The following is a 19594-nucleotide window of genomic DNA, read 5'->3' as shown; positions in this document are numbered from 1 at the left end:
CAGGCGGACGGAAGACCACCCTATGGCTAACGCGTTCGTCGCGGCGTTCGAGATCCTGAGCTTCGGCGCGATCATCGTTCTGATCGTGCTGGGGCTCGGGATCATCGCCAGCATGATGGGCATCTTCAACTTCGCGCAGGGCGAGTTCGTCCTGCTCGGGGCCTACATCACCTATCTCGCCTACGCCAAGGGCCTGCCGATCTGGGCCGGCATGATCGCGGCGCCCTTCGTCGTCGGCGCGCTCGGCTTCGTGTTGGAGGCGCTGATCATCCGCAGATTCTACGCCGCGCCGATCGTGGCGATGCTCGGCACCTACGCGCTCGGCCTGATCATCCGCGAATCCGTGCGCGGGCTGATCGGCGGCTTTTATCTCACCGTGCCCGAGCCGATCGGCGGCTCGATCGACATCGGCGCCATGCACATCTCGGCCTGGCGCTTCACCATCATCGTCATCACGCTCCTGGTGATGGCCGGCTGCTATCTGCTGCTGTCCCGCACCAACTTTGGTCTGCGGATGCGCGCCACGCTGGAGAATCCATCGCTGGCGCGCGCCTCGGGCATCTCCACGCCCCTGATGTACGGCGCCACCTTCGCGTTCGGCTCCGCGCTCGCCGGCCTTGCCGGTGCGCTGATCGTGCCGGTGTTCAGCCTCTACGCCGATCTCGGCCTGCGTTTCCTGATCCAGGGTTTCGTCGCGGTCATGGTCGGCGGCGTCGGCTCCTTCATCGGACCGGTCGCGGGCGCGGGTGTCATCGGCACGCTCAGCGCTGCGCTGCCCTGGGTGATGGCGCCCGTCGTCGCCGACGTGCTCGTCTTCGTGCTCGCCATTGTCTTCATCAAATTCCGCCCGCAGGGCCTCATCGCTGGAAAAGGGGTTTAGTCATGTTCGATCGCACTCAGCTCTCACGTCGCCGCTTCCTCTCCAATCTCGCCTTTGCCTCCGGCGCGGTCGCAACCGGGGTCGGAAGCTGGGTGATCCCGGCGCCTTGGGCCAATGCCGCCGAAGCACCGATCAAGGTCGGCATCGCGACCGACCTCACCGGCCCGATCGCCTATGCCGGCAACGCCGACGCCAACGTCGCCAAGATGGTGATCAAGGAGATCAACGCCGGCGGCGGCCTGCTCGGCCGTCCGCTCGAGCTCTATATCGAGGACACCGCCTCCAACGAATCCGTCGCCGTCGGCAACGTCCGCAAGCTGATCCAGCGCGACAAGGTCGACATGGTCCTTGGCGGCATCACCTCCTCGATGCGCAACGCGATCAAGGACCCGATCGTGGCGCGCGGCAAGACGCTCTACATCTATCCGCAGCTCTACGAGGGCAAGGAGTGCACGCCCTATCTGTTCTGCACCGGGCCGACGCCGGCGCAGCAATGCGACGAATTCATCCCCTGGCTGATCAAGAACGGCGGCAAGAAGTTCGCGCTGCCGAGCGCCAATTATGTCTGGCCGCACACGCTCAACGTCTATGCCCGCAAGGTGATCGAAGCGAACGGCGGCGAGGTCGTGTTCGAGGAATACTACCCGCTCGACCAGGTCGACTTCTCCGCGACCGTCAATCGCATCATCTCCAACAAGGTCGACGTGGTCTTCAACACCGTCATCCCGCCGGGCGTCGGCCCGTTCTTCAAGCAGCTCTATGAAGCGGGCTTCCTCAAGAACGGCGGGCGGCTCGCCTGCGTCTACTATGACGAGAACACGCTCAACATCAATCAGGCCGCGGAGATCGAGGGACTCGCCAGCTGCCTCGATTACTTCAAGGTGCTGACCAAGGAGAACCCGTTCGACGCCAAAATCCAGGCGGCCTACGAGAAGGATTTCCCCGGCAACTTCCTGTTCGCCGCCGGCAGCGCCGCCACCGGCACCTATCGCGGCCTGAAGCTGTGGGAGGCCGCGGTCAAGGAGGCCGGCAAGATCGATCGTGAGTCGGTCGCCGCCGCGCTCGACCATGCCAAGATCGCCGAAGGCCCCGGCGGACCTGCCGAGATGGTGCCGGGCAAGCGGCACTGCAAGATGAAGATGTACACCGCGGTCGCCAAGGGCGGAAACTACGAGATCGTCGGGCGCAGCAACGGCCTCGTCGATCCCAAGGAATGCTGATTTGGAATGCTGAAGTCGATGGGCGCAGTGAAACAGGCGATCCCCGCCGAGATCGGCGGGGAGGCGGACGTCGCCATGGATAGCGGCGGGACGACGGAACGAGCGTCGGCGCGAAAAGTGCTGCCGATCGTCGAGGGCGTCGTGCTGGTCGCGGCGTTGCTCGCGCCGCTGGTGCTGCAGGACTATCTCACGGTGTTCGCAACGCGCGTGATCATCCTCGCGCTGTTCGCGCTGTCGTTCGATCTGGTCTGGGGCTACGCCGGCATCATGAGCTTCGGCCAGGCCCTGTTCTTCGGCTCGGCCGGTTACGGCGTGGCGCTGCTCGCGCGCGACTTGGACATTACCAACATCTTCCTGGTGCTGCCCGCGGGCACGTTGATCGGCCTTACCTTCGCGCTGCTGCTCGGCGGCTTCCTGCTGCTCGGGCGGCATCCCTCCAGCGTGATCTTCGTTTCGCTCGGCACGCTGACCGGCTCCTACGCCGCCGATCGCCTCGCGCGCGGCTGGTATTATCTCGGCGGCCAGAATGGCATCCCCTCGATCGCGCCGATGTCGCTCGGGACTTACGAGTTCACGGAGGGGCCCGCGTTCTATTATCTCGTCCTCGGCATCCTCGTCGTGGTCTACCTGCTCTGCCGCTTCCTGGTGCGCTCGCAATTCGGCCTCGCGCTCGCCGGCCTGCGCGAGAACGAGCAGCGCATCGCCTTCTTCGGCTACAAGGCGCAGCACCTGAAGGCGATCATCTTCACCATCGGTGGCGGCGTTGCCGGGCTCGCCGGCAGCCTCTACGCCTTCCACGAAGGCTTCGTCTGGCCCAACATGGTCGGCGTCGTCGTCTCGACGCAAGTCGTGCTCTACGTGCTGTTCGGCGGCTCCGGCACGCTGATCGGCGCCGTCATCGGCGCCGTCATCGTCGAGGGCGTCAGCTTCTGGCTCTCGGACAATTATCGCGATATCTGGCCGATCATTCTGGGCTTGCTGCTGCTGCTCGTCATCCTGTTCCGCCCGCTCGGCCTGATCAGCTTCGTGCTCGGCGAGCGTGAGCGGGTCGGCAGCTTCGGCGCCAGGGCCAAAGAAAACCTCAAGGAGAACGTCAAGGAGAATCGCGATGCTCCTTGAAGCCGCCGGCATCACGAAAATCTTCGGCAAGCTCACCGCGCTCGACGGCGCCGCGCTCACCGTCGGTGCCAACGAGTTCCACGGCCTGATCGGCCCGAACGGCTCCGGCAAGAGCACGCTGATGAAGTGCATCGCCGGCGCCGAGGTGCCGACGCAAGGCAAGGTCTCGTTCGTCAACACCGACATCACCGCCTTCACGCCGACCGAGCGCGCCCGCGCCGGCATGAGCCTGAAATTCCAGATCACATCCGTGCTGCCGTCGCTGACGCTGTATGATAACATCCTGCTTGCGCTGCAGGCGCAGTCCTCGCTGGTCGACCTCGTGTTCTCGCGCACGAGAGGCGCGCTGCACGATCAGGTCATGACCATGCTGACGCAGTTCCGCCTCGCGAATCGCGCCTTCGAGGCCGCAGCGGCGCTGTCGCACGGCCAGCAGCAATGGCTGGAGATCGCGATGGCGCTCGCCGGCAGGCCGAAACTGCTGCTGCTCGACGAGCCGACCGGCGGCATGAGCCTGGAGGAGCGCCGCGTCACCGGCGAGCTGCTGCAGCCGATCAAGCAGCATTGCTCGCTCGTCATCGTCGAGCACGACCTCGATTTCATCCGCGACATCTGCGATCGCCTCACCGTGCTCGACCAGGGCAAGGTGCTGGCGTCAGGCACGGTGTCCGAGATCCAGGCCAACAACGCCGTCCAGGAGATTTATCTGCGCCGTGCCTGAATTTTTGGACATTAGACATCTCGATGCCGGCTATGGCCGCAGCCAGGTGCTGTTCGACGTCACCCTCGGCATTCCCTGGCGCGGCGGCGTCGCCGTGCTCGGGCGCAACGGCGCCGGCAAGACCACCCTGATGAAGACCATCGTCGGCGAATTGCCGGCGTGGAAGGGCGAGGTCGCCTTCGACGGCCGCGACATCAGTCGCCGCGCCACGCAGGAGCGAGTGCGCGCCGGCATCGGCTACGTGCCGCAGGAGCATTCGGTGTTCGCGCGCCTGTCGGTGCGCGACAATCTCGCCGTCGGCTCGCTCGCCAGCAAGAAGGCTGACGCCGTCGACCAGGTGCTGACCATCTTCCCGAAGCTCGGCCAGCGTCTCGACCAGCCCGCCGGCACGCTGTCCGGCGGCGAACGCAAGATGCTGGCGATCGGCCGCGCCATGCTGGGCGATCCAAAGCTGCTGCTGCTGGACGAGCCGACCGAAGGCGTCTGGATCGGCGTCATTGAGGAGATCACCGAGCGCCTGATCGAGCTCGCCAAGAGCATCGCCGTCATCATCGTCGAGCAGCACCTCGACCTCGCCTTGCGCGTCGCCGACTACGCCTACGTGCTCGACCGCGGCCGCGTCGCGCTGCAGGGAGAGGCGGGCGCGGTGCGGGGCAATCCGGAGCTGATGCGGTATCTGGCGCCGTAGGCGACGCTGCTTGACACCGCCCGTTCTGCAGCGAGCACTCTGGCTGCCCCGTCATCCTGAGGTGCGAGCAGCGCGGTGCACGAGCACCGCGTAGCGAGCCTCGAAGGATGAACGGCCGCCCGGCCAGCCGGGCCGTCGCCCTTCGAGGGCCGCTGAAGAAGCGGCCACCTCAGGGTGACGGTGAGATATGGTCGCGTGGGCTCGACTTCACCGCAATTCGCCGACGTCAGCCAGAAGCCTGGTCACGGTCTTATCATCTTCAACTGTCAAACAGCCCACATGACATCGCGATCCCGCAGCGCTCTGGCGCCCGGGTTTTGCTTCGCTTCTGGCGCCCTTCGAATCGGAAGGGCGCAGGGAAGGCCGGGTACCGGCTGGCACCCGAGAGCCCCTGTGCAATGATGCGTGGATAGACGCTCACAGGGGAGACACAGGTGCAGCCCGATAACCGGCCTTCCCTGCGCAGTGGGTTGACGGCTTATGTCGCGCTCTCCCCGGGGAGCGATGCACTCTTGCCCACGTCGCCTCGCAGATCGCTGATGTGCGCAACCCGGTCGGGCCCGCACACCACCGCGGAGACTTGACGCCAGCCTGCGGGCGCCAGGACCACACGATTTTGCCGTACGCGGCCGGCCTGTCGTACCGCGCCCGCTGATCGCTCACGGGGAGACCCCGCCCTGCGACCGCATCTGGCGCCAACACCGCTCGCGTCCACCGCAACTCACCCCACGAACCGTGACGATCGCGACCCGCCCCTTCCGGCAGGATGAGATGGCGAGGGAGTATAGGGTGTGTCGCGGTTCGGGTAAAGAGAAATTATTATTATCCGAAGTAGCGATTGAATAGATCGTCATTCGGACTGCGCACCCTGCTGATGCCGTCATAAGTCTCGGAATCGCTGAGGTGCGAGCAGCGCGGTGCATGAGCACCGCGTAGCGAGCCTCGAAGGAACGGCCGAGCTGCCAGCCGGGCCGTCGCCCTTCGAGGGCCGCTGAAGAAGCGGCCACCTCCAGCGACAACGGCTTTGCCGTTGCGCGGGTGACGGTGAGATGTTGTCGATCGTGAAAGACAGGAGCGCGGCGTCGCCGCCTACTTCATCGCCCCGAAGCGGCTGTCGAACGAGTTCGACGAGATCACCGGCGCGGCGCCCATGATCTGCGTCGCTTCAGTCGCACCATCCGCCACCGACGGCTTCAGCGCCGGGCGCGTTGCGGCGAGGCGGGTGTCGGGCTGCTTTGCCGGCTCGGCGGGCTTGGCGGCCACGGTCGCAGCCGGCTTCGGCGCATCCTTCGCGGCATCCTTGGACTTGTCATGCCCCGGCACGAAGCGGGTCACGGCGGCCTTGAGCCGCGACGCGGCGGTCGGCGGCGTCGTGGTCGTGGTGGCCGGGGCCACGGATGCGGTGGCTTGCGGCGGCGGGGTGGTGGCGGTGGTGTCGGATGAGCCCATGCCCATCTTGCGGCCGAGATTGGAGAAGAAGCCGCCGGACTTTTCAGCCGGCGCGGCCGTGGCGACGCGGGCACTGGTCGCGGGTGCGCTGACGGCGACGACCGGCTCTTCCTGCGGCGCAGGCGCGGACGCCACGCTGTCGAGGTTCGGCTTGGGCGGATTGACGTGGCCAGGGATCGTGCCCGGCGCCTTGGCCATGGCCAGCATCTGCAGCGTGGTGCCTTCGGCGCCTTCGGACAGGCCGGTCGAGCCTTCCGGAATCTTCGCGGCAAAGATCTTGTTCATGCCGCCGTCGATGCCGGTGTTCATGCGCGCCACCGGCGTGCCCTTGGCGACCAGCCTCGCGTATTCCGCCTCGTCCTTGGCTTGCTTGCCCCGCACGGCGGCGACGACGTCCTCGGGAATCACATAGGCCGGGCACTTTGCCGAGGCGTCGAACACCGGATCGCGCTTTGCGTCCGCGGGCTTCGCCGCGTCGAAGACGTACTTCTTCTCGCAGAAATCGACCTTCGGCTCCTGCCGCGTCACCTCGAAATGATCATAGCCTTCCTTGATCATCTTCCAGAACGGCATGTTCGGATTGTTCCGGTGCTTGGCCATGTTCACCGGCGTCATCTTGAACGGATAGGCCTGCAGCTGGAACGCCTTCTGGCCGCCGAAGAAGGATTCGCGGCCGAGCGAATAGATCTCTGCGATCTGCTCGTCAGTCATCGCGTAACAGCCGCGCGAAGAACAGTCGCCATGCACCATCAGCTGCGAGCCGGTGCGGCCCAGCGCCTTGTCGAACGCGTTCGGATAGCCGGTGTTGAACGAGAGGTAATAGGCCGATTGCGGATTCATCTGGCTCGGGTTGATCGAGTAGAATCCCTCGGGCGCCTGGCGGTCGCCTTCGCGCACCTTCGGACCTAAGTCGCCCGACCAGCGGCAGATCGGATAGGTCTTGAGCAGCGCGAACTGGCCGTTGCGGGCCTGCTTCCAGACCTCGAGCTCGGCCTCCTGCTTGAACAGGCGGACCAGGATCGGCGATTGCAGGTCCATGTCCTTCTCGACCATCGCGGCGAGCAGCTTCGGTGGCACCGGCTGATTGGCCTTGGCATTGGTCGCGAGCGAGACCTGGTCGGTATCGCAGCCGGCCAGCAGAACACTGGCCGTCATCAGCGCAACCGAAGCCAAGAGCGCGCGAGCAAGCGAACGAGAAATCAAGATGGACCCCACACCGTGCCGGGCAGAGAGCGCGAACCCCAATTCTGATGGGGCATGATCCGACCGGAGAACCGGACCCGTCGTGACGGGCTTTTTCAGCTCACGCCCCAGCGCTTATGCCCTGAAGCCATTGATTAAAATTCTAACCTCTGGGTCATGTGGTCGCAACCCGAGCGGGGATCACGAGCCCGTTGGCCCATCGGCATGGTCAACGAAGACTGAATGGACGCGAGTTGGGACGGAACTTGGGCCTTTCGGCCCGACTGGGACTCAGATCGCTGATTTGGGCAAAAAAAGGGTTAACGGGCGGTTACCGGGGGGTCTTCACCTCCCCCGCTTGCGGGGGAGGCCGGGAGGGGGCTCGCGCCGCATTGGGAGTGTCGCCCGTGGAGATACCCCCACCCCAACCCTCCCCCGCAAGCGGGAGAGGGAGCGCACCGCCCCTACGGCACCGAATCCCGCCGAATCAGCCCAGTTTCCGGCCGATATCGAGGAATTTCTGCCGGCGCTGCTTGCGGATGGCGTCCCCATCCAGGCCGCGCAGCTCGTCGAAGGCCTTGGCGATGGCATCGCCGGTGGTGGCGATCATGGCGGCGGGGTCGCGGTGGGCGCCGCCGACCGGCTCCTTCAGGATGCTGTCGATCACCCCGAAGCGGAGCATGTCCTGGGCGGTGATCTTCATGTTGTTGGCGGCTTCCTGGGCCTTGGTGCCGTCGCGCCAGAGGATCGAGGACGCCGCTTCCGGCGAGATCACGCTGTAGATCGCGTGCTCCAGCATCAGCACCTTGTTGGCGGTGGTAATCGCAATCGCGCCGCCCGACATGCCCTCGCCGGTGATGATGGCGACGTTCGGTACCGTCAGCGCCATGCAGGCATCGGTCGAGCGCGCGATCGCTTCGGCTTGTCCCCGCTCCTCGGCGCCGATGCCGGGATAGGCGCCGGCGGAATCGGCGAGCGACAGCACCGGCAGGCCGAACCGCTCGGCCATCTCCATCAGCCGCACGCATTTGCGATAGCCTTCCGGTCGCGCCATGCCGAAATTGTGCTTGATGCGGCTCTCGGTGGAATCGCCCTTTTCCTGGCCCATCACGCAAATCGCTTCGCCGCGGAAACGGCCGAAGCCGGCGACCAGCGCCTCGTCCTCGCCGAACTTGCGGTCACCGGCGAGCGGGGTGAATTCGGTGATCAGACCCTTGATGAAATCGTTGAAATGCGGCCGCTGCGGATGCCGCGCGACCAGCGTCTTCTGCCACGGCGTCAGGTTCTGATAGAGGTCGGCCAGCGCCTGCGCCGCCTTGTCCTCGATCCGCCCGATCTCATCGGAGATGTCGGTACCGGAGGCCGCCAGCGTCCTGAGCTCGTCGACCTTGGAGTCGAGCTCGGCGACCGGCTTTTCGAAGTCGAGATAGCTGCGCATCTGGTCTTGCATCAACTCAATATAGGGAGGACGGGGCGAGGCGGCGAAGCGGATTTAGACCAAGGATAAGAAGTGTAGCTTCTTCAATGAGTTGACCTGTGCGTTGCGAGCGGGCCCGTCAAATCATGCGAAGGCACCGGCTCTTTCTGCGGAGATGTGGCCGAAGTCAAGGCGGTTTCATGGGGTGCCCGTAGCCCGGATGGAGCGAAGCGCAATCCGGGAAGGTCTGTCCGCGGGGCGAGAACCCCGGATTTCGCTGCGCTCCATCCGGGCTACGGCGACAACTACTTCTCCGCCAGCGGGTGCAGGTCGCGCACCAGGCTCTTCAGCCGCTCCTCCACCACATGGGTGTAGATCTGCGTCGTCGAGATGTCGGTGTGGCCGAGCAGGGTCTGCACGATGCGCAGATCGGCACCATTGTGCAGGAGGTGGCTGGCAAAGGCATGGCGCAGCACGTGCGGGGAGACCAGCCGCGCCTGAAGGCCCGAGGCGACCGCGAGCTCCTTGAGGTCGCGGGCAAAATGCTGGCGCGTCAGATGTCCGCTCTCGCCAAACGAGGGGAACAGCCACTTGGAGGCGGCGAGGCTGTCTTTCTTCTTCTCCGTCTTCGCAGCTTCCGTCGCGGCGAGATAATCCGCCATCGCCTGGCGGGAGGCCTCGTTGAGCGGCACCAGGCGCTCCTTGTTGCCCTTGCCGCGCACCACGATCATGCGGGCATCGCGCTTGGCCGCCGAGCGCGGCAGCGCCACCAGCTCGGAGACGCGCAGGCCGGTGGCGTAGAGCACCTCGAGCAGGCAATAGAGCCTTAAAGAGCGCAGCCGCTTCGACGGCGAGGCATCCTGCGCCTCGCTCAATTCCTTGGCGCGGCGGAGCATGCGGTCGACATCGGAGATCGACAGCACCTTCGGCAGGCCGCGGCCGCGCTTGGGACCGGACAGGATCGCGGCGGGATCCTCAGCTCGGATGCGTTCGTTCAGCAGGAAGCGATAGAGATGCCGCATCGCCGACAGCCGGCGCGCGACGCTGGTGGATTTGAAGCCGCGGGCATCGAGATCGGCGAGGTAGTCGCGCAAATTTTGCGTCTCGGCGTCGGCAAAGCTGTGGCCGACGCGGCCCAAAAATTCCGAGAAATCGGTGAGGTCGCGGCGATAGGCGTCGAGCGTATTGGGCCCGGCGCCCTGTTCCGCCGCGAGCATGTCGAGGAACAGGCCGGTGAGCTTGGCATCTGAGGGCGGGTTGCGCATGCCCGGGAGGCTAGCTCCTATTTCTTGAGAAACTTGTCCGGCGGGATCGTCACCGTCATTTCCCGCGACTTGGGACTGACGAAATTGGCCAGTGCGAAGACCACGCCATAGACGATGCCGGCGATCACGGCGACGACCGTCAGGAAGCGGAACAGGCTGGGCATCGTTCTGGGGTCTCTGCAGGGACTTTGGCGTTCAGGGACTTGGTTAGGGTCTCGGCGGGCAAATTAACCAATGAAATCATCCAACATGTTCGCCGTTTCGTGGCAAGAGTCCACTGGCGAGGCCCCCTGCGGGGTCGTATAGGTGGCCAAAGCATGCCGCCTTTGGCGGCAGATCGAGCGAGATCCAGAGCGAGATCCAGAGCAATATCCAGAGCAATATCCATGTCCGACGCCGCGTTGCCGATACCAGCTTCGCCCGAAGCCGACATCCTGTCGGCGCTCGGGGCGCGCTCGATCGTGCTCGTCGGTATGATGGGGGTGGGCAAATCCACCATCGGCCGCCGCATGGCGAGCAGGCTCAAGCTGCCCTTCGTCGATGCCGACACCGAGATCGAGACCTCGGCCCAGATGACCATCCCGGAAATCTTCGAGCGCCACGGCGAGCCGTATTTCCGCGACGGCGAGGCGCGGGTGATCGCGCGGCTGCTCGACAGCGGGCCGGTGGTGCTGGCGACCGGCGGAGGCGCCTTCATGCGCGAAGAGACGCGTGCGCGCATCGCGGCGAAGGCGGTTTCGATCTGGCTCAAGGCGGACCACGACGTCATCATGCGCCGGGTGCGGCGCCGTGCCGACCGCCCGCTGCTCCGGACCGCCGACCCCGAGGGAACCGTGACGCGCCTCCTCACCGAGCGCGAGCCGGTCTACAGCCATGCCGATCTCACCATCGCCTCGCGCGACGTGCCGCACGACAAGATCGTCGAGGAGACCATCGAGGCGCTGCGCGCGCATCTCTGTGGTGAGCAAGCCGCCCAACCACCTGCCGACGTTGCGAGTGCCATACGATGACTGCGCCGTTGAAACATTCCGACCCTGTCAACGTCGAGGTCGCGCTGGGGAATCGCGCCTATGACATCGTCATCGGCCGCGGGGTGCTGTCCTCGCTCGGCGAACGGGTCGCCGCCTTGCGTCCCGGCGTGCGTACCGCGATCGTGACGGATCGCACGGTGGCCAAGCACTGGCTCGAGCCCACCGAGGCCTCGCTCGCCGCCAGCGGCATCCCAACCTCGCGCATCGTTGTCGAGGAAGGCGAGATCTCCAAGACCTATGCCGGCCTCGAAAAGGTCAGCGAAGCCCTGATCGCCGCGAAGATCGAGCGCAACGATCTCGTCATCGCGCTCGGCGGCGGCGTGGTCGGCGATCTCGCCGGCTTTGCCGCGGCGATCCTGCGCCGCGGTGTCGATTTCGTGCAGGTGCCGACCTCGCTGCTGGCGCAGGTCGATTCCAGCGTCGGCGGCAAGACCGGCATCAACTCGCCGCAGGGCAAGAATTTGCTCGGCGCGTTCCACCAGCCGGTGCTGGTGGTCGCCGACACCGCCGTGCTCGATACGCTGTCGCCGCGGCAGTTCCGCGCCGGCTATGCCGAGGTCGCCAAATACGGCGTGCTCGGTGACGAGGCCTTCTTCACCTGGCTGGAGAAGAACCATTCCGACATCTTCAAGGGCGGCTCCGCCCGCGAGCACGCGATCGCGACCTCCTGCCGCGCCAAGGCGGGCGTCGTCTCGCGCGACGAGCGCGAGACCGGCGAGCGCGCGCTGCTCAATCTCGGCCATACCTTCGGCCACGCGCTGGAAGCTGCGACCGGGTTCTCCGACCGCCTGTTCCACGGCGAAGGCGTTGCCATCGGCATGACGCTGGCGGCGCAGTTCTCGGCCAAGCTCGGCATGATCGGCGAAGCCGATGCGTCGCGCGTCGAGCGGCATCTGATCGAAGCCGGCCTGCCGACGCGCCTGCAGGACATCGCCGGCTTCGCCCAGGAGGGGCTTGCCGATGCCGACGCGCTGATGGCGCTGATGGCTCAGGACAAGAAGGTCACGCGCGGCAAGCTCACCTTCATCCTGCTGGAGGCCGTCGGGCGCGCGGTGATCGCGAAGGATGTCGAGCCGGCCCCGGTGCGGGACTTCCTGAAGTCGAAATTATCGCAGTGATGGCGGCATCGTCTGGATCGGCCGCCCGCAATGAGGCGCGGATGATCAAGGCGGTCGCGAGGCAAACATGAGTTCGATCTCGATCAATCTGCTGCTTGCGGTCCTCCTGCTCGCCGCCAACGCGTTTTACGTGGCAGCCGAATTTGCGCTCGTGAAGAGCCGCGGCTTCCGCGTCAAGGCCATGGTGGAGCAGAACCGCTTCGGCGCGCGCCTGTTGCAGACCATGATGGGAAACATCGAATCCTATCTGGCCTGCTGCCAGCTCGGCATCACCATGGCCTCGCTCGGTCTTGGCTGGATCGGCGAGCCGACCGTGTCTGCGCTGCTGAGCCCGATCCTCCAGCCGCTCGGACTATCGGAGGCCACGCTGCACTTCACCTCGTTCGTGGCGGGGTTCCTGGTTTTCTCCTCCCTGCACATCATCATCGGCGAGCAGGTGCCGAAGACGCTTGCAATCAGGGAGCCGATGCCGGTGTCGCAGTGGATCGCCTATCCGCTTTATGCCTCCTACCTCGTGTTCTATCCGCTGAGCTGGTGTCTCAACACGGCGTCAGGCGCGATCCTGCGTCTGATCGGCGTCCAGGAGTTTTCGCAGCACGAGATCCTGACGGATTCCGAGATCGAGGGCCTGGTCGAGGAATCCGCGGTGCACGGCAAGATCGAGAGCGGCGAGGCCGAATACATTCACAACGTCTTCCGCCTCGGCGAGCTCACCGTGTCCGACGTGATGGTTCACCGCACCGCCATGGTGATGATCAATGCCGACCTTCCGCCGGAAGAACTGGTGCGGGAGGTGCTGGCCACCGAATACACCCGCATTCCGCTGTGGCGCGACAAGTCGGAGAACATCATCGGCATCCTGCACGCGAAGGATCTGTTGCGGGCCATCCGCGTCTCGGAAGGTGATACCTCGCGCATCGACGTCACCACCATCATGCTGCCGCCCTGGTTCGTGCCGGAAATGCGGCCAATATCCCAGCAGCTCAAGGCGTTCCGTCGCCGCAAGACCCATTTCGCGCTCGTCGTCGACGAGTATGGCGAGGTTGAAGGCCTCGTGACGCTGGAAGACATTCTGGAGGAGATCGTCGGCGACATCTCCGACGAGCACGACGTGGTGGTCGCCGGCGTAAGGCGCCAGCCCGACGGCTCCGTCGTGGTCGACGGCTCGGTGCCGATCCGCGATCTCAACCGTGCGCTGGACTGGCACCTGCCCGACGAAGAGGCAACGACGGTTGCGGGCCTCGTCATTCACGAGGCGCGCTCCATCCCCGACCGCGGCCAGAGCTTCACCTTCCACGGCTTCCGCTTCCGCGTCCTGCGCCGCGAGCGCAACCGCATCACCGCGCTCCGTATTTCACCGGTAGCTCGCGAGGCGGAGCTGGAAGAAGCCAAGCCGAGACGGGCGGGGACGTCGTTTTGATTTCTCTTACCTCCCCCTCCAGGGGAGGGTAAGCGAAGTCAGCCTTCCCCCGGCGCCTTTGCCTGGATCGCCAGCGCGTGCACGCTGCCGGAGAGTTCCGCGGCCAGCGCCGAATTTATCATGCGGTGGCGCTCGACCCGGCTCTTCCCTTTGAAGCCATCAGATACAATATAAACACGGAAGTGCGTCTCACCGCCGGGCCGATGGCCGGCATGGCCTTCGTGCAAATGTGACTCGTCGACGACTTGCAGGCTTTCCGGCGTGAAAGCTTCCTGCAACTTGTTGCTGATAGTGTCGCGCATAGCCATGTTGTGCCATTCGGGTGCAGAGATCACACCCGTTATTTGCCGGGTTTGCAGCGAATTGCAATGTCAAGACTTGAAGGTTTTTGCATTGCGTAGTCAAAGTCAGCCATGCCGATCGATTCATCAAAGTTCTTCGACTCCATCCGCGTCAAGCCGCGGGGCAAGCAGCCGGAAGTGAAGCCGCGCGACACCGCGGTCGGTTGCGAATGGGCCGGATGCCAGAACAAGGGCGCGCATCGCGCGCCGAAGGGCCGTGAGAACCAGCGTGAGTACTGGCACTTCTGTCTGAACCACGTGCGCGAGTACAACCAGAACTACAATTTCTTCTCCGGCATGAACGCCGATGCCGTCGCGCGCTATCAGAAGGATGCGCTGACCGGTCACCGCCCGACCTGGAAGATGGGCGCCAATGGCGGCAAGAAGGGTGCGGAAGCCGAGATCGACATGGCGGCCGACCCGTTCAGCATGTTCAGCGAGATCAACGGCCGCGCGGGCTGGCGGAAGGGCCCGGATGCTCAGCCCAAGGCCGAGACGCGCAAGGTGATGAACGCCGAGCGCAAGGCGCTCCAGGTCATGGGCCTCGGCCCCGATTCCACGCTCGCCGACGTCAAGACCAAGTACAAGGCGCTGGTCAAGCAGCACCACCCCGACGCCAATGGCGGCGACCGCTCGACGGAAGATCGCCTGATCGAGATCATCAAGGCCTATAATTATCTGAAGACGGTGGTGCGCGAGGCGTAGGGCCTTTGCGCGCGCTGTGTAGGTGCCAGGCACCCCGGCGCCACACCCTCGGTGTCGTCCCTGCGAACGCAGGGAAGCGGAACGTAGATCCGGGACCCACCCCAGGGAGACGTTTGGCGAAGATTCGTAGCTGAAGAGTCTCGCGGCGGTACTCTCACCTGCCTCTTATCGATAAATCACGCGGTATGGGTCCCTGCTTTCGCAGGGACGACGGCGGAGTGATTGGCTACGCCGTCTCCTCTTGCGCTAGTATCGTAGGGTGGGCAAAGCGACTTGTCCGCCATAGCTCGAAGAGCGACGGCGGAAGCGTGCCCACGCGCCTGTTGCGATTTCGGATTGATGGTGGGCACGGCGCAAGTGCGCCTTTGCCCACCCTACGATTTCCGGGCTCGCGGAAACATCCGCTCTTAAGCTTCCGGCATCGCCCCCACATACGACGAGCTCGGCCTGATCAATCGCCCGGTCCGCTGCTGCTCGCGCGCATGCGCGGTCCAGCCTGCGGCGCGCGCGACTGCGAAGATCGGCGTGAACGCCTGCCGCGGGATCGCCAGCGCATCGAGCAGGATCGCGGTGAAGAATTCGACATTGGTCTCCAGCGGCCGCTCCGGATTCTTCTTGCGCAAGGCGGCGCGGATGTAGGCCTCGACCTCGCCGGCGAAGGGCAAATCGGTGCCGTTGGACGCCAGCGCCTCGACTGCGGTCTTGAGCACATCGGCGCGCGGATCGCGCACGCGGTAGACGCGATGGCCGAAGCCCATCATCCGCTCGCCGCGGGCCAGCGCCGCATCCACCCAGGGCTGGATGCGCTCGCGCGAGCCGATCGCGTCCAGCATTTCCAGCACCGGCTCCGGCGCGCCGCCATGCAGCGGACCGGTGAGGGCGCAATAGCCCGCGGTCACCGCGGCAAACAGATCGGCCTGCGTCGAAGCCACCACGCGCGCGGTGAAGGTCGAGGCGTTCATGCCGTGGTCGCTGGCGGTGACGAGATAGGCATCGAGCGCGGTGACTTCGCGTGCGGCCGGTGCGCGCCCATGCAACATCCGAAGCGTATCGGCAGCATGGCTGACATTGGGATCCGGCGCGACCGGCTCGAGCCCCTTGGCGCGCCGCACCAGCGCGCCTGCGATCACCGGAAACGCGCCGACGATCGTCGCCTCGTGCTCCAGCCCGTTCTCCGCGCGCAGCCCCGCGACCGCCGCGCGAAACCCGTCGATGACGCCCATGCCGCGCGTTGCCGGCAGCAGGTCCGGCAGCCGCGCGAAGGCGCGTTCGCGCGCAAGGCCGAGGCTCGCCCGCACATTGGCCTCGGTGAGGGTGGTCTTGCTGGCGCCGTTCCAGAGCCGGGCGGTGACGCCCTCAAAGCTCGAGAGAGCGGCGAGGCGACCGACATGCTCGCCGGCGATGATCAGTTCGCCGCGCTCGCCGTCGACATGGCTCAGCACGGTCTCGGCCGCGGGAACGCCGTCCAGCCCGATCTGGCTTTTGGTGAGGTGGATGTTCATGACCCAAATCTCCCTTTGCGTTGCACCAGGGAAAATTCGGCCCTCTCGACAGATTGATCAATCTTGATTACATAAATCAATATGAATAATTCCGAGGGGCTTTACCTCTCCGCCCGGGAAGCCGCCGCCGAGCTCGCGATCTCGCCGGCCACGCTCTACGCCTATGTCAGCCGCGGCCTGATCCGCTCCGAGCCGACGCCGGATTCGCGCAAAAACCGCTACCGTGCCGAGGACGTCCGCGCGCTGAAGGAGCGCCGGGTGCCGTCGCCGGAGCCGCGCGGCCTGCGCAGCTTCGACGCCGACCTGCCGGTGATGGACACGGAGATCTCCACCATCACCGAAGAGGGGGCGATCTATCGCGGCGTCAATTGCGTCGATCTCGCCGAGAACGACACGCTGGAGCACACGGCGACGCTGCTCTGGGATGTCTCCGAGGTCGATCCATTCGCCCCGGACAATCAGCCCGCGCTCTCCGAAGAAATGCGCACGATCGGGCAAGCCGCACGCCGGGCCGCGCCGATCGACCGCGCCATCGCCGTGCTCGCGCTGGCCGCGAGCGTCGATCCCCGTGCCTTCACCCGCGCGCCCGACGGCCGCGCCATGGTCGGTGGTCGCATCGTCCGGCTGCTGGTCGCGACCATGCTCAATGCCGAACCCTCGGCCGAGCCGCTGCATCAGCAGATCGCAACAGCCTGGGCGGCGGATAACAAGCACGCGCCCGATCTGATCCGCCGCGCCCTCGTTTTGCTCGCCGATCACGAGCTGAACGCCTCGACCTTCACCGCGCGCTGCGCCGCCTCGACCGGCCTCAATCTCTACGATGCCGTGATCGCCGGTCTCGCCGCATTGAAGGGGCCCAAACATGGCGGCGCGAGCGTGCTGGCCTCGCAGCTCGTCAAGACCCTGATCGATCGCGACGTCGCCCCGATGGTGCGTGAGCGCGTCGCGCTCGGCGAACGTTTTGCCGGCTTTGGGCATGGCGTCTACAAGCGCGGCGATCCCCGCGCGCAATCGCTGCTGAATGCGCTGTCTCGTGCAGGCGCGCCGCGAAAGTTCACGCGCGAGGTGCCGGAGCGGATCGCAGAGGCGACCGGCGAATTCGTCAACATCGACTATGCCCTCGCGGTGCTGGTGCACGCGCTGCGCCTCCCCGCCGGCAGCGAGCTCGCTCTGTTCGCGATGGCCCGCAGCGTCGGCTGGATCGCGCACGCCAGCGAGCAGTTGCAGTTCGGGAAATTGATCAGGCCAAGGGCGAGGTATGTGGGGCCTGCGCCGGGGAGAAGGGTGGGGGTTAGTTAGAATATCTCTCTGCTGTCGTCCCTGCGAAAGCAGGGACCCATACCGCGTGATTTATCGGCGCGATCGGCAGGCGTACCGAACGGCCCAGTCTCGCCAAATTATTCCCTGGGGTTATGGGTCCCTGCTTTCGCAGGGACGACACCTTTGGTGTGGCGGCAGCCTACCCCTGCCGCTTCGCCGCCGCGACACCGCTGCCATTCCGCCGCCGGTAGATCCACACGCCAACGCCGCCAACGATCGCAACCCCAACCACCGTCAGCATCCAGATATGCTTGCCGACATGGCCGTGGTGATGCAGCCCGGCGTATTCGTGCAGGGCCGATACCGCCAGCACGCCCGGCAGCACGTGGGCGGGAGCCCAGACCAGGATCGCCGGGATGGCCACGGCGTAGAATCTTGCCGGCGCCATGCCGAGCGCGCCGGCGGTCACAGGCACGAAGGCGCGGATCGGCGGCACGAAACGGGCGAAGAACACCGCCCAGGTGCCGAAGCGGTGGAAGAAGCTTTCGCTCTCCGCGACCACGCGCGGATAGTTGGTCAGCGGCCAGGTGTTGAGGATCTCGCGCTGCTGCCGGTGCCCGATCCAGTAGGCCGAGCCGTCGCCCAGCACGGCGCCCGCGGCGGCCGCCAGCAGCACCCATGGCAGCTTCAGCTCACCGCCCGGAACCAGGGCGCTCAGCGCCAGGATGATAGTCGAGCCGGGGATGACCGATCCCACCACCGGGACCGCTTCGAGCAGGGCCGCCAGGAATAGGGTCAGATAGGCCAGCCACGGATGGGCGGAAACGAAGGATATGAGGGGATCAAGGAAGGACGTCACGTCGTCTCTTGAGGGGCTGGAGCTCGGAGCTTTGGACCCTACATAAGTAACCGCATACGGCCAAAGTGCCATTCGCACGGAACGGGCGTGACGCGCCCGAATTTGGGCGTGATTCGCAAGGCAGCCCTCCAAAATCTGCGTTCCTTGCCTATCTAAATGAAAAGACAACGGAACTTTGATTGGTGGCCGGGCTTCTGCCGGCACGTTGTCTCTGATAGGTTGATTTTCAGCACCCAGCCGCAGCCAACGTGCGAATAACCGGTTTCGGGACCGCCCGGGACCTCGGAGGATTGATGACGACCGCCGCTCTGTCCAAAGTTGAGGAAGTTTCCGGTCAGCCCGACATGAAGGTGTCGGTGCGGCAGGTGTTCGGGATCGACAGCGATCTCGAAGTCCCCGCCTATTCCGAAGTCGATCCTCACGTGCCCGAAGTCGATTCCGACTACCGCTTCGACCGCGCCACCACGCTCGCCATTCTCGCCGGCTTCGCGCGCAACCGCCGCGTGATGGTGACCGGCTATCACGGCACCGGCAAATCCACCCATATCGAGCAGGTCGCCGCCCGCCTGAACTGGCCCTGCGTCCGCGTCAACCTCGACAGCCACATCAGCCGTATCGACCTCGTCGGCAAGGACTCGATCGTGGTCCGCGACGGCAAGCAGGTCACCGAATTCCGCGACGGCATCCTGCCCTGGGCGCTGCAGAACAACGTCGCGCTGGTGTTCGACGAATACGACGCCGGCCGCCCGGACGTGATGTTCGTGATCCAGCGCGTGCTCGAAGTCTCCGGACGCCTGACGCTGCTCGACCAGAACAAGGTGATCAAGCCGCATCCGGCCTTCCGGCTGTTCGCGACCGCCAACACCGTCGGCCTCGGCGACACCTCGGGCCTCTATCACGGCACCCAGCAGATCAACCAGGGCCAGATGGACCGCTGGTCGATCGTCACCACGCTGAACTATCTCAGCCATGACGAGGAAGTGGAGATCGTGCTGGCGAAGGCCAAGCACTATCGCACCCAGGAAGGCCGCGACATCGTCAACAAGATGGTGCGCCTTGCCGATCTCACCCGCAACGCTTTCGCCAACGGCGATCTGTCGACGGTGATGAGCCCGCGTACGGTGATCACCTGGGCTGAGAATGCCGACATCTTCGGCGATATCGGCTTTGCGTTCCGCGTCACCTTCCTCAACAAGTGCGACGAGCTCGAGCGTCCCCTGGTCGCCGAGTTCTACCAGCGCTGCTTCAACGCGGAGCTGCCGGAATCGGCGGTCAACGTGGCACTGAGCTGATTTCTCTCGGTGTGTCGTCCCGGCGAACGCCGGGACCCATACCGCGTGATGTCTCGATTGAAGCGCGCTGATAGTTTCCCTGACTGACTACCGCCGGTGGCTATGGGTCCCGCTTTCGCGGGGAC

18 protein-coding genes are annotated in these 19594 nt (G+C 65.3%); 11 read left to right on the top strand and 7 right to left on the bottom strand.

The window, feature by feature from the left end:
* Positions 1 to 22: 22 nt before the first annotated feature.
* The 5 genes from GGD67_RS08750 to GGD67_RS08730 are packed head-to-tail and all read left to right on the top strand — an operon-like array spanning position 23 to position 4628.
* Complete coding sequence (locus tag GGD67_RS08750) at positions 23 to 880, top strand: branched-chain amino acid ABC transporter permease (protein ID WP_179732185.1); 858 nt, start codon at positions 23 to 25, stop codon at positions 878 to 880.
* Between the two features lie 2 nt (positions 881 to 882).
* A complete protein-coding gene (locus tag GGD67_RS08745) occupies positions 883 to 2100 on the top strand; it encodes a substrate-binding protein (RefSeq protein ID WP_179732183.1) in 1218 nt (405 codons plus the stop codon).
* Positions 2101 to 2106: 6 nt separating this feature from the next.
* On the top strand, positions 2107 to 3219 hold the full coding sequence (locus tag GGD67_RS08740) for a branched-chain amino acid ABC transporter permease (RefSeq protein WP_179732181.1): 1113 nt from the start codon (positions 2107 to 2109) through the stop codon (positions 3217 to 3219).
* Positions 3209 to 3940, top strand: coding sequence for an ABC transporter ATP-binding protein (locus GGD67_RS08735; RefSeq protein WP_179732179.1), 732 nt, complete (start codon positions 3209 to 3211; stop codon positions 3938 to 3940). The genes GGD67_RS08740 and GGD67_RS08735 overlap by 11 nt, the downstream gene beginning before the upstream one ends.
* Positions 3933 to 4628 carry an ABC transporter ATP-binding protein gene (locus tag GGD67_RS08730; protein ID WP_018320564.1) on the top strand — a complete coding sequence of 232 codons (696 nt, stop codon included), beginning with the start codon at positions 3933 to 3935 and terminating at the stop codon, positions 4626 to 4628. Before GGD67_RS08735 ends, GGD67_RS08730 begins: the two co-directional genes overlap by 8 nt.
* Positions 4629 to 5717: 1089 nt before the next feature.
* Here the strand turns inward: GGD67_RS08730 and GGD67_RS08725 are convergent.
* The 4 genes from GGD67_RS08725 to GGD67_RS08710 form a co-directional block, all read right to left on the bottom strand.
* Positions 5718 to 7232, bottom strand: coding sequence for a murein L,D-transpeptidase family protein (locus GGD67_RS08725; RefSeq protein ID WP_179732178.1), 1515 nt, complete (start codon positions 7230 to 7232; stop codon positions 5718 to 5720).
* 514 nt (positions 7233 to 7746) lie between these two features.
* Complete coding sequence (locus GGD67_RS08720; RefSeq protein WP_018320570.1) at positions 7747 to 8709, bottom strand: acetyl-CoA carboxylase carboxyltransferase subunit alpha; 963 nt, start codon at positions 8707 to 8709, stop codon at positions 7747 to 7749.
* 272 nt (positions 8710 to 8981) lie between these two features.
* Positions 8982 to 9941 (bottom strand): site-specific tyrosine recombinase XerD, encoded by a 960-nt coding sequence (gene xerD, locus GGD67_RS08715; RefSeq protein WP_179732176.1) that lies wholly within the window; start codon positions 9939 to 9941, stop codon positions 8982 to 8984.
* Between the two features lie 17 nt (positions 9942 to 9958).
* Positions 9959 to 10105, bottom strand: a complete 147-nt coding sequence (locus tag GGD67_RS08710) for a hypothetical protein (protein WP_014439243.1) — start codon at positions 10103 to 10105, stop codon at positions 9959 to 9961.
* A 222-nt stretch (positions 10106 to 10327) separates the two neighbouring features.
* Between GGD67_RS08710 and GGD67_RS08705 the strand changes: the two genes are divergently transcribed.
* The 3 genes from GGD67_RS08705 (at position 10328) to GGD67_RS08695 (ending at position 13510) form a co-directional block, all read left to right on the top strand.
* A complete protein-coding gene (locus GGD67_RS08705; protein ID WP_179732174.1) occupies positions 10328 to 10951 on the top strand; it encodes a shikimate kinase in 624 nt (207 codons plus the stop codon).
* Positions 10948 to 12090: a 3-dehydroquinate synthase gene (gene aroB / locus GGD67_RS08700; RefSeq protein WP_179732172.1), complete on the top strand. Its 1143-nt coding sequence runs from the start codon at positions 10948 to 10950 to the stop codon at positions 12088 to 12090. The genes GGD67_RS08705 and aroB overlap by 4 nt, the downstream gene beginning before the upstream one ends.
* A 67-nt stretch (positions 12091 to 12157) precedes the next feature.
* Positions 12158 to 13510, top strand: a complete 1353-nt coding sequence (locus GGD67_RS08695; protein ID WP_018320574.1) for a hemolysin family protein — start codon at positions 12158 to 12160, stop codon at positions 13508 to 13510.
* 38 nt (positions 13511 to 13548) lie between these two features.
* Here the strand turns inward: GGD67_RS08695 and GGD67_RS08690 are convergent, their stop codons facing one another.
* Positions 13549 to 13818, bottom strand: coding sequence for a BolA family transcriptional regulator (locus GGD67_RS08690; protein ID WP_179732170.1), 270 nt, complete (start codon positions 13816 to 13818; stop codon positions 13549 to 13551).
* A 105-nt stretch (positions 13819 to 13923) separates the two neighbouring features.
* On the opposite strand from GGD67_RS08690, the gene GGD67_RS08685 reads away from it, so the two are divergent.
* The gene (locus GGD67_RS08685) at positions 13924 to 14556 is read left to right on the top strand and encodes a J domain-containing protein (protein WP_018320576.1); all 633 of its coding nucleotides are present in this window, start codon (positions 13924 to 13926) and stop codon (positions 14554 to 14556) included.
* Between the two features lie 407 nt (positions 14557 to 14963).
* Here the strand turns inward: GGD67_RS08685 and GGD67_RS08680 are convergent, their stop codons facing one another.
* Positions 14964 to 16058 carry a citrate synthase/methylcitrate synthase gene (locus GGD67_RS08680; protein WP_179732168.1) on the bottom strand — a complete coding sequence of 365 codons (1095 nt, stop codon included), beginning with the start codon at positions 16056 to 16058 and terminating at the stop codon, positions 14964 to 14966.
* A gap of 81 nt (positions 16059 to 16139) precedes the next feature.
* Between GGD67_RS08680 and GGD67_RS08675 the strand changes: the two genes are divergently transcribed.
* Positions 16140 to 17357 carry a citrate synthase family protein gene (locus GGD67_RS08675; RefSeq protein WP_179732166.1) on the top strand — a complete coding sequence of 406 codons (1218 nt, stop codon included), beginning with the start codon at positions 16140 to 16142 and terminating at the stop codon, positions 17355 to 17357.
* Between the two features lie 160 nt (positions 17358 to 17517).
* On the opposite strand, the gene GGD67_RS08670 is transcribed toward GGD67_RS08675, so the two are convergent.
* A complete protein-coding gene (locus GGD67_RS08670; RefSeq protein WP_179732164.1) occupies positions 17518 to 18177 on the bottom strand; it encodes a DedA family protein in 660 nt (219 codons plus the stop codon).
* A 293-nt stretch (positions 18178 to 18470) separates the two neighbouring features.
* Here GGD67_RS08670 and cobS point away from each other — a divergent pair, with 293 nt between their 5' ends.
* A complete protein-coding gene (cobS, locus tag GGD67_RS08665; protein WP_092261308.1) occupies positions 18471 to 19469 on the top strand; it encodes a cobaltochelatase subunit CobS in 999 nt (332 codons plus the stop codon).
* Positions 19470 to 19594 lie beyond the last annotated feature (125 nt).

Origin of the sequence: Bradyrhizobium sp. IAR9 (assembly GCF_013408065.1) — a bacterium.
Lineage (GTDB): Bacteria > Pseudomonadota > Alphaproteobacteria > Rhizobiales > Xanthobacteraceae > Bradyrhizobium.
Note: the sequence above shows the minus strand (reverse complement) of the source record. Positions and strands in the feature narration are given on the sequence as shown.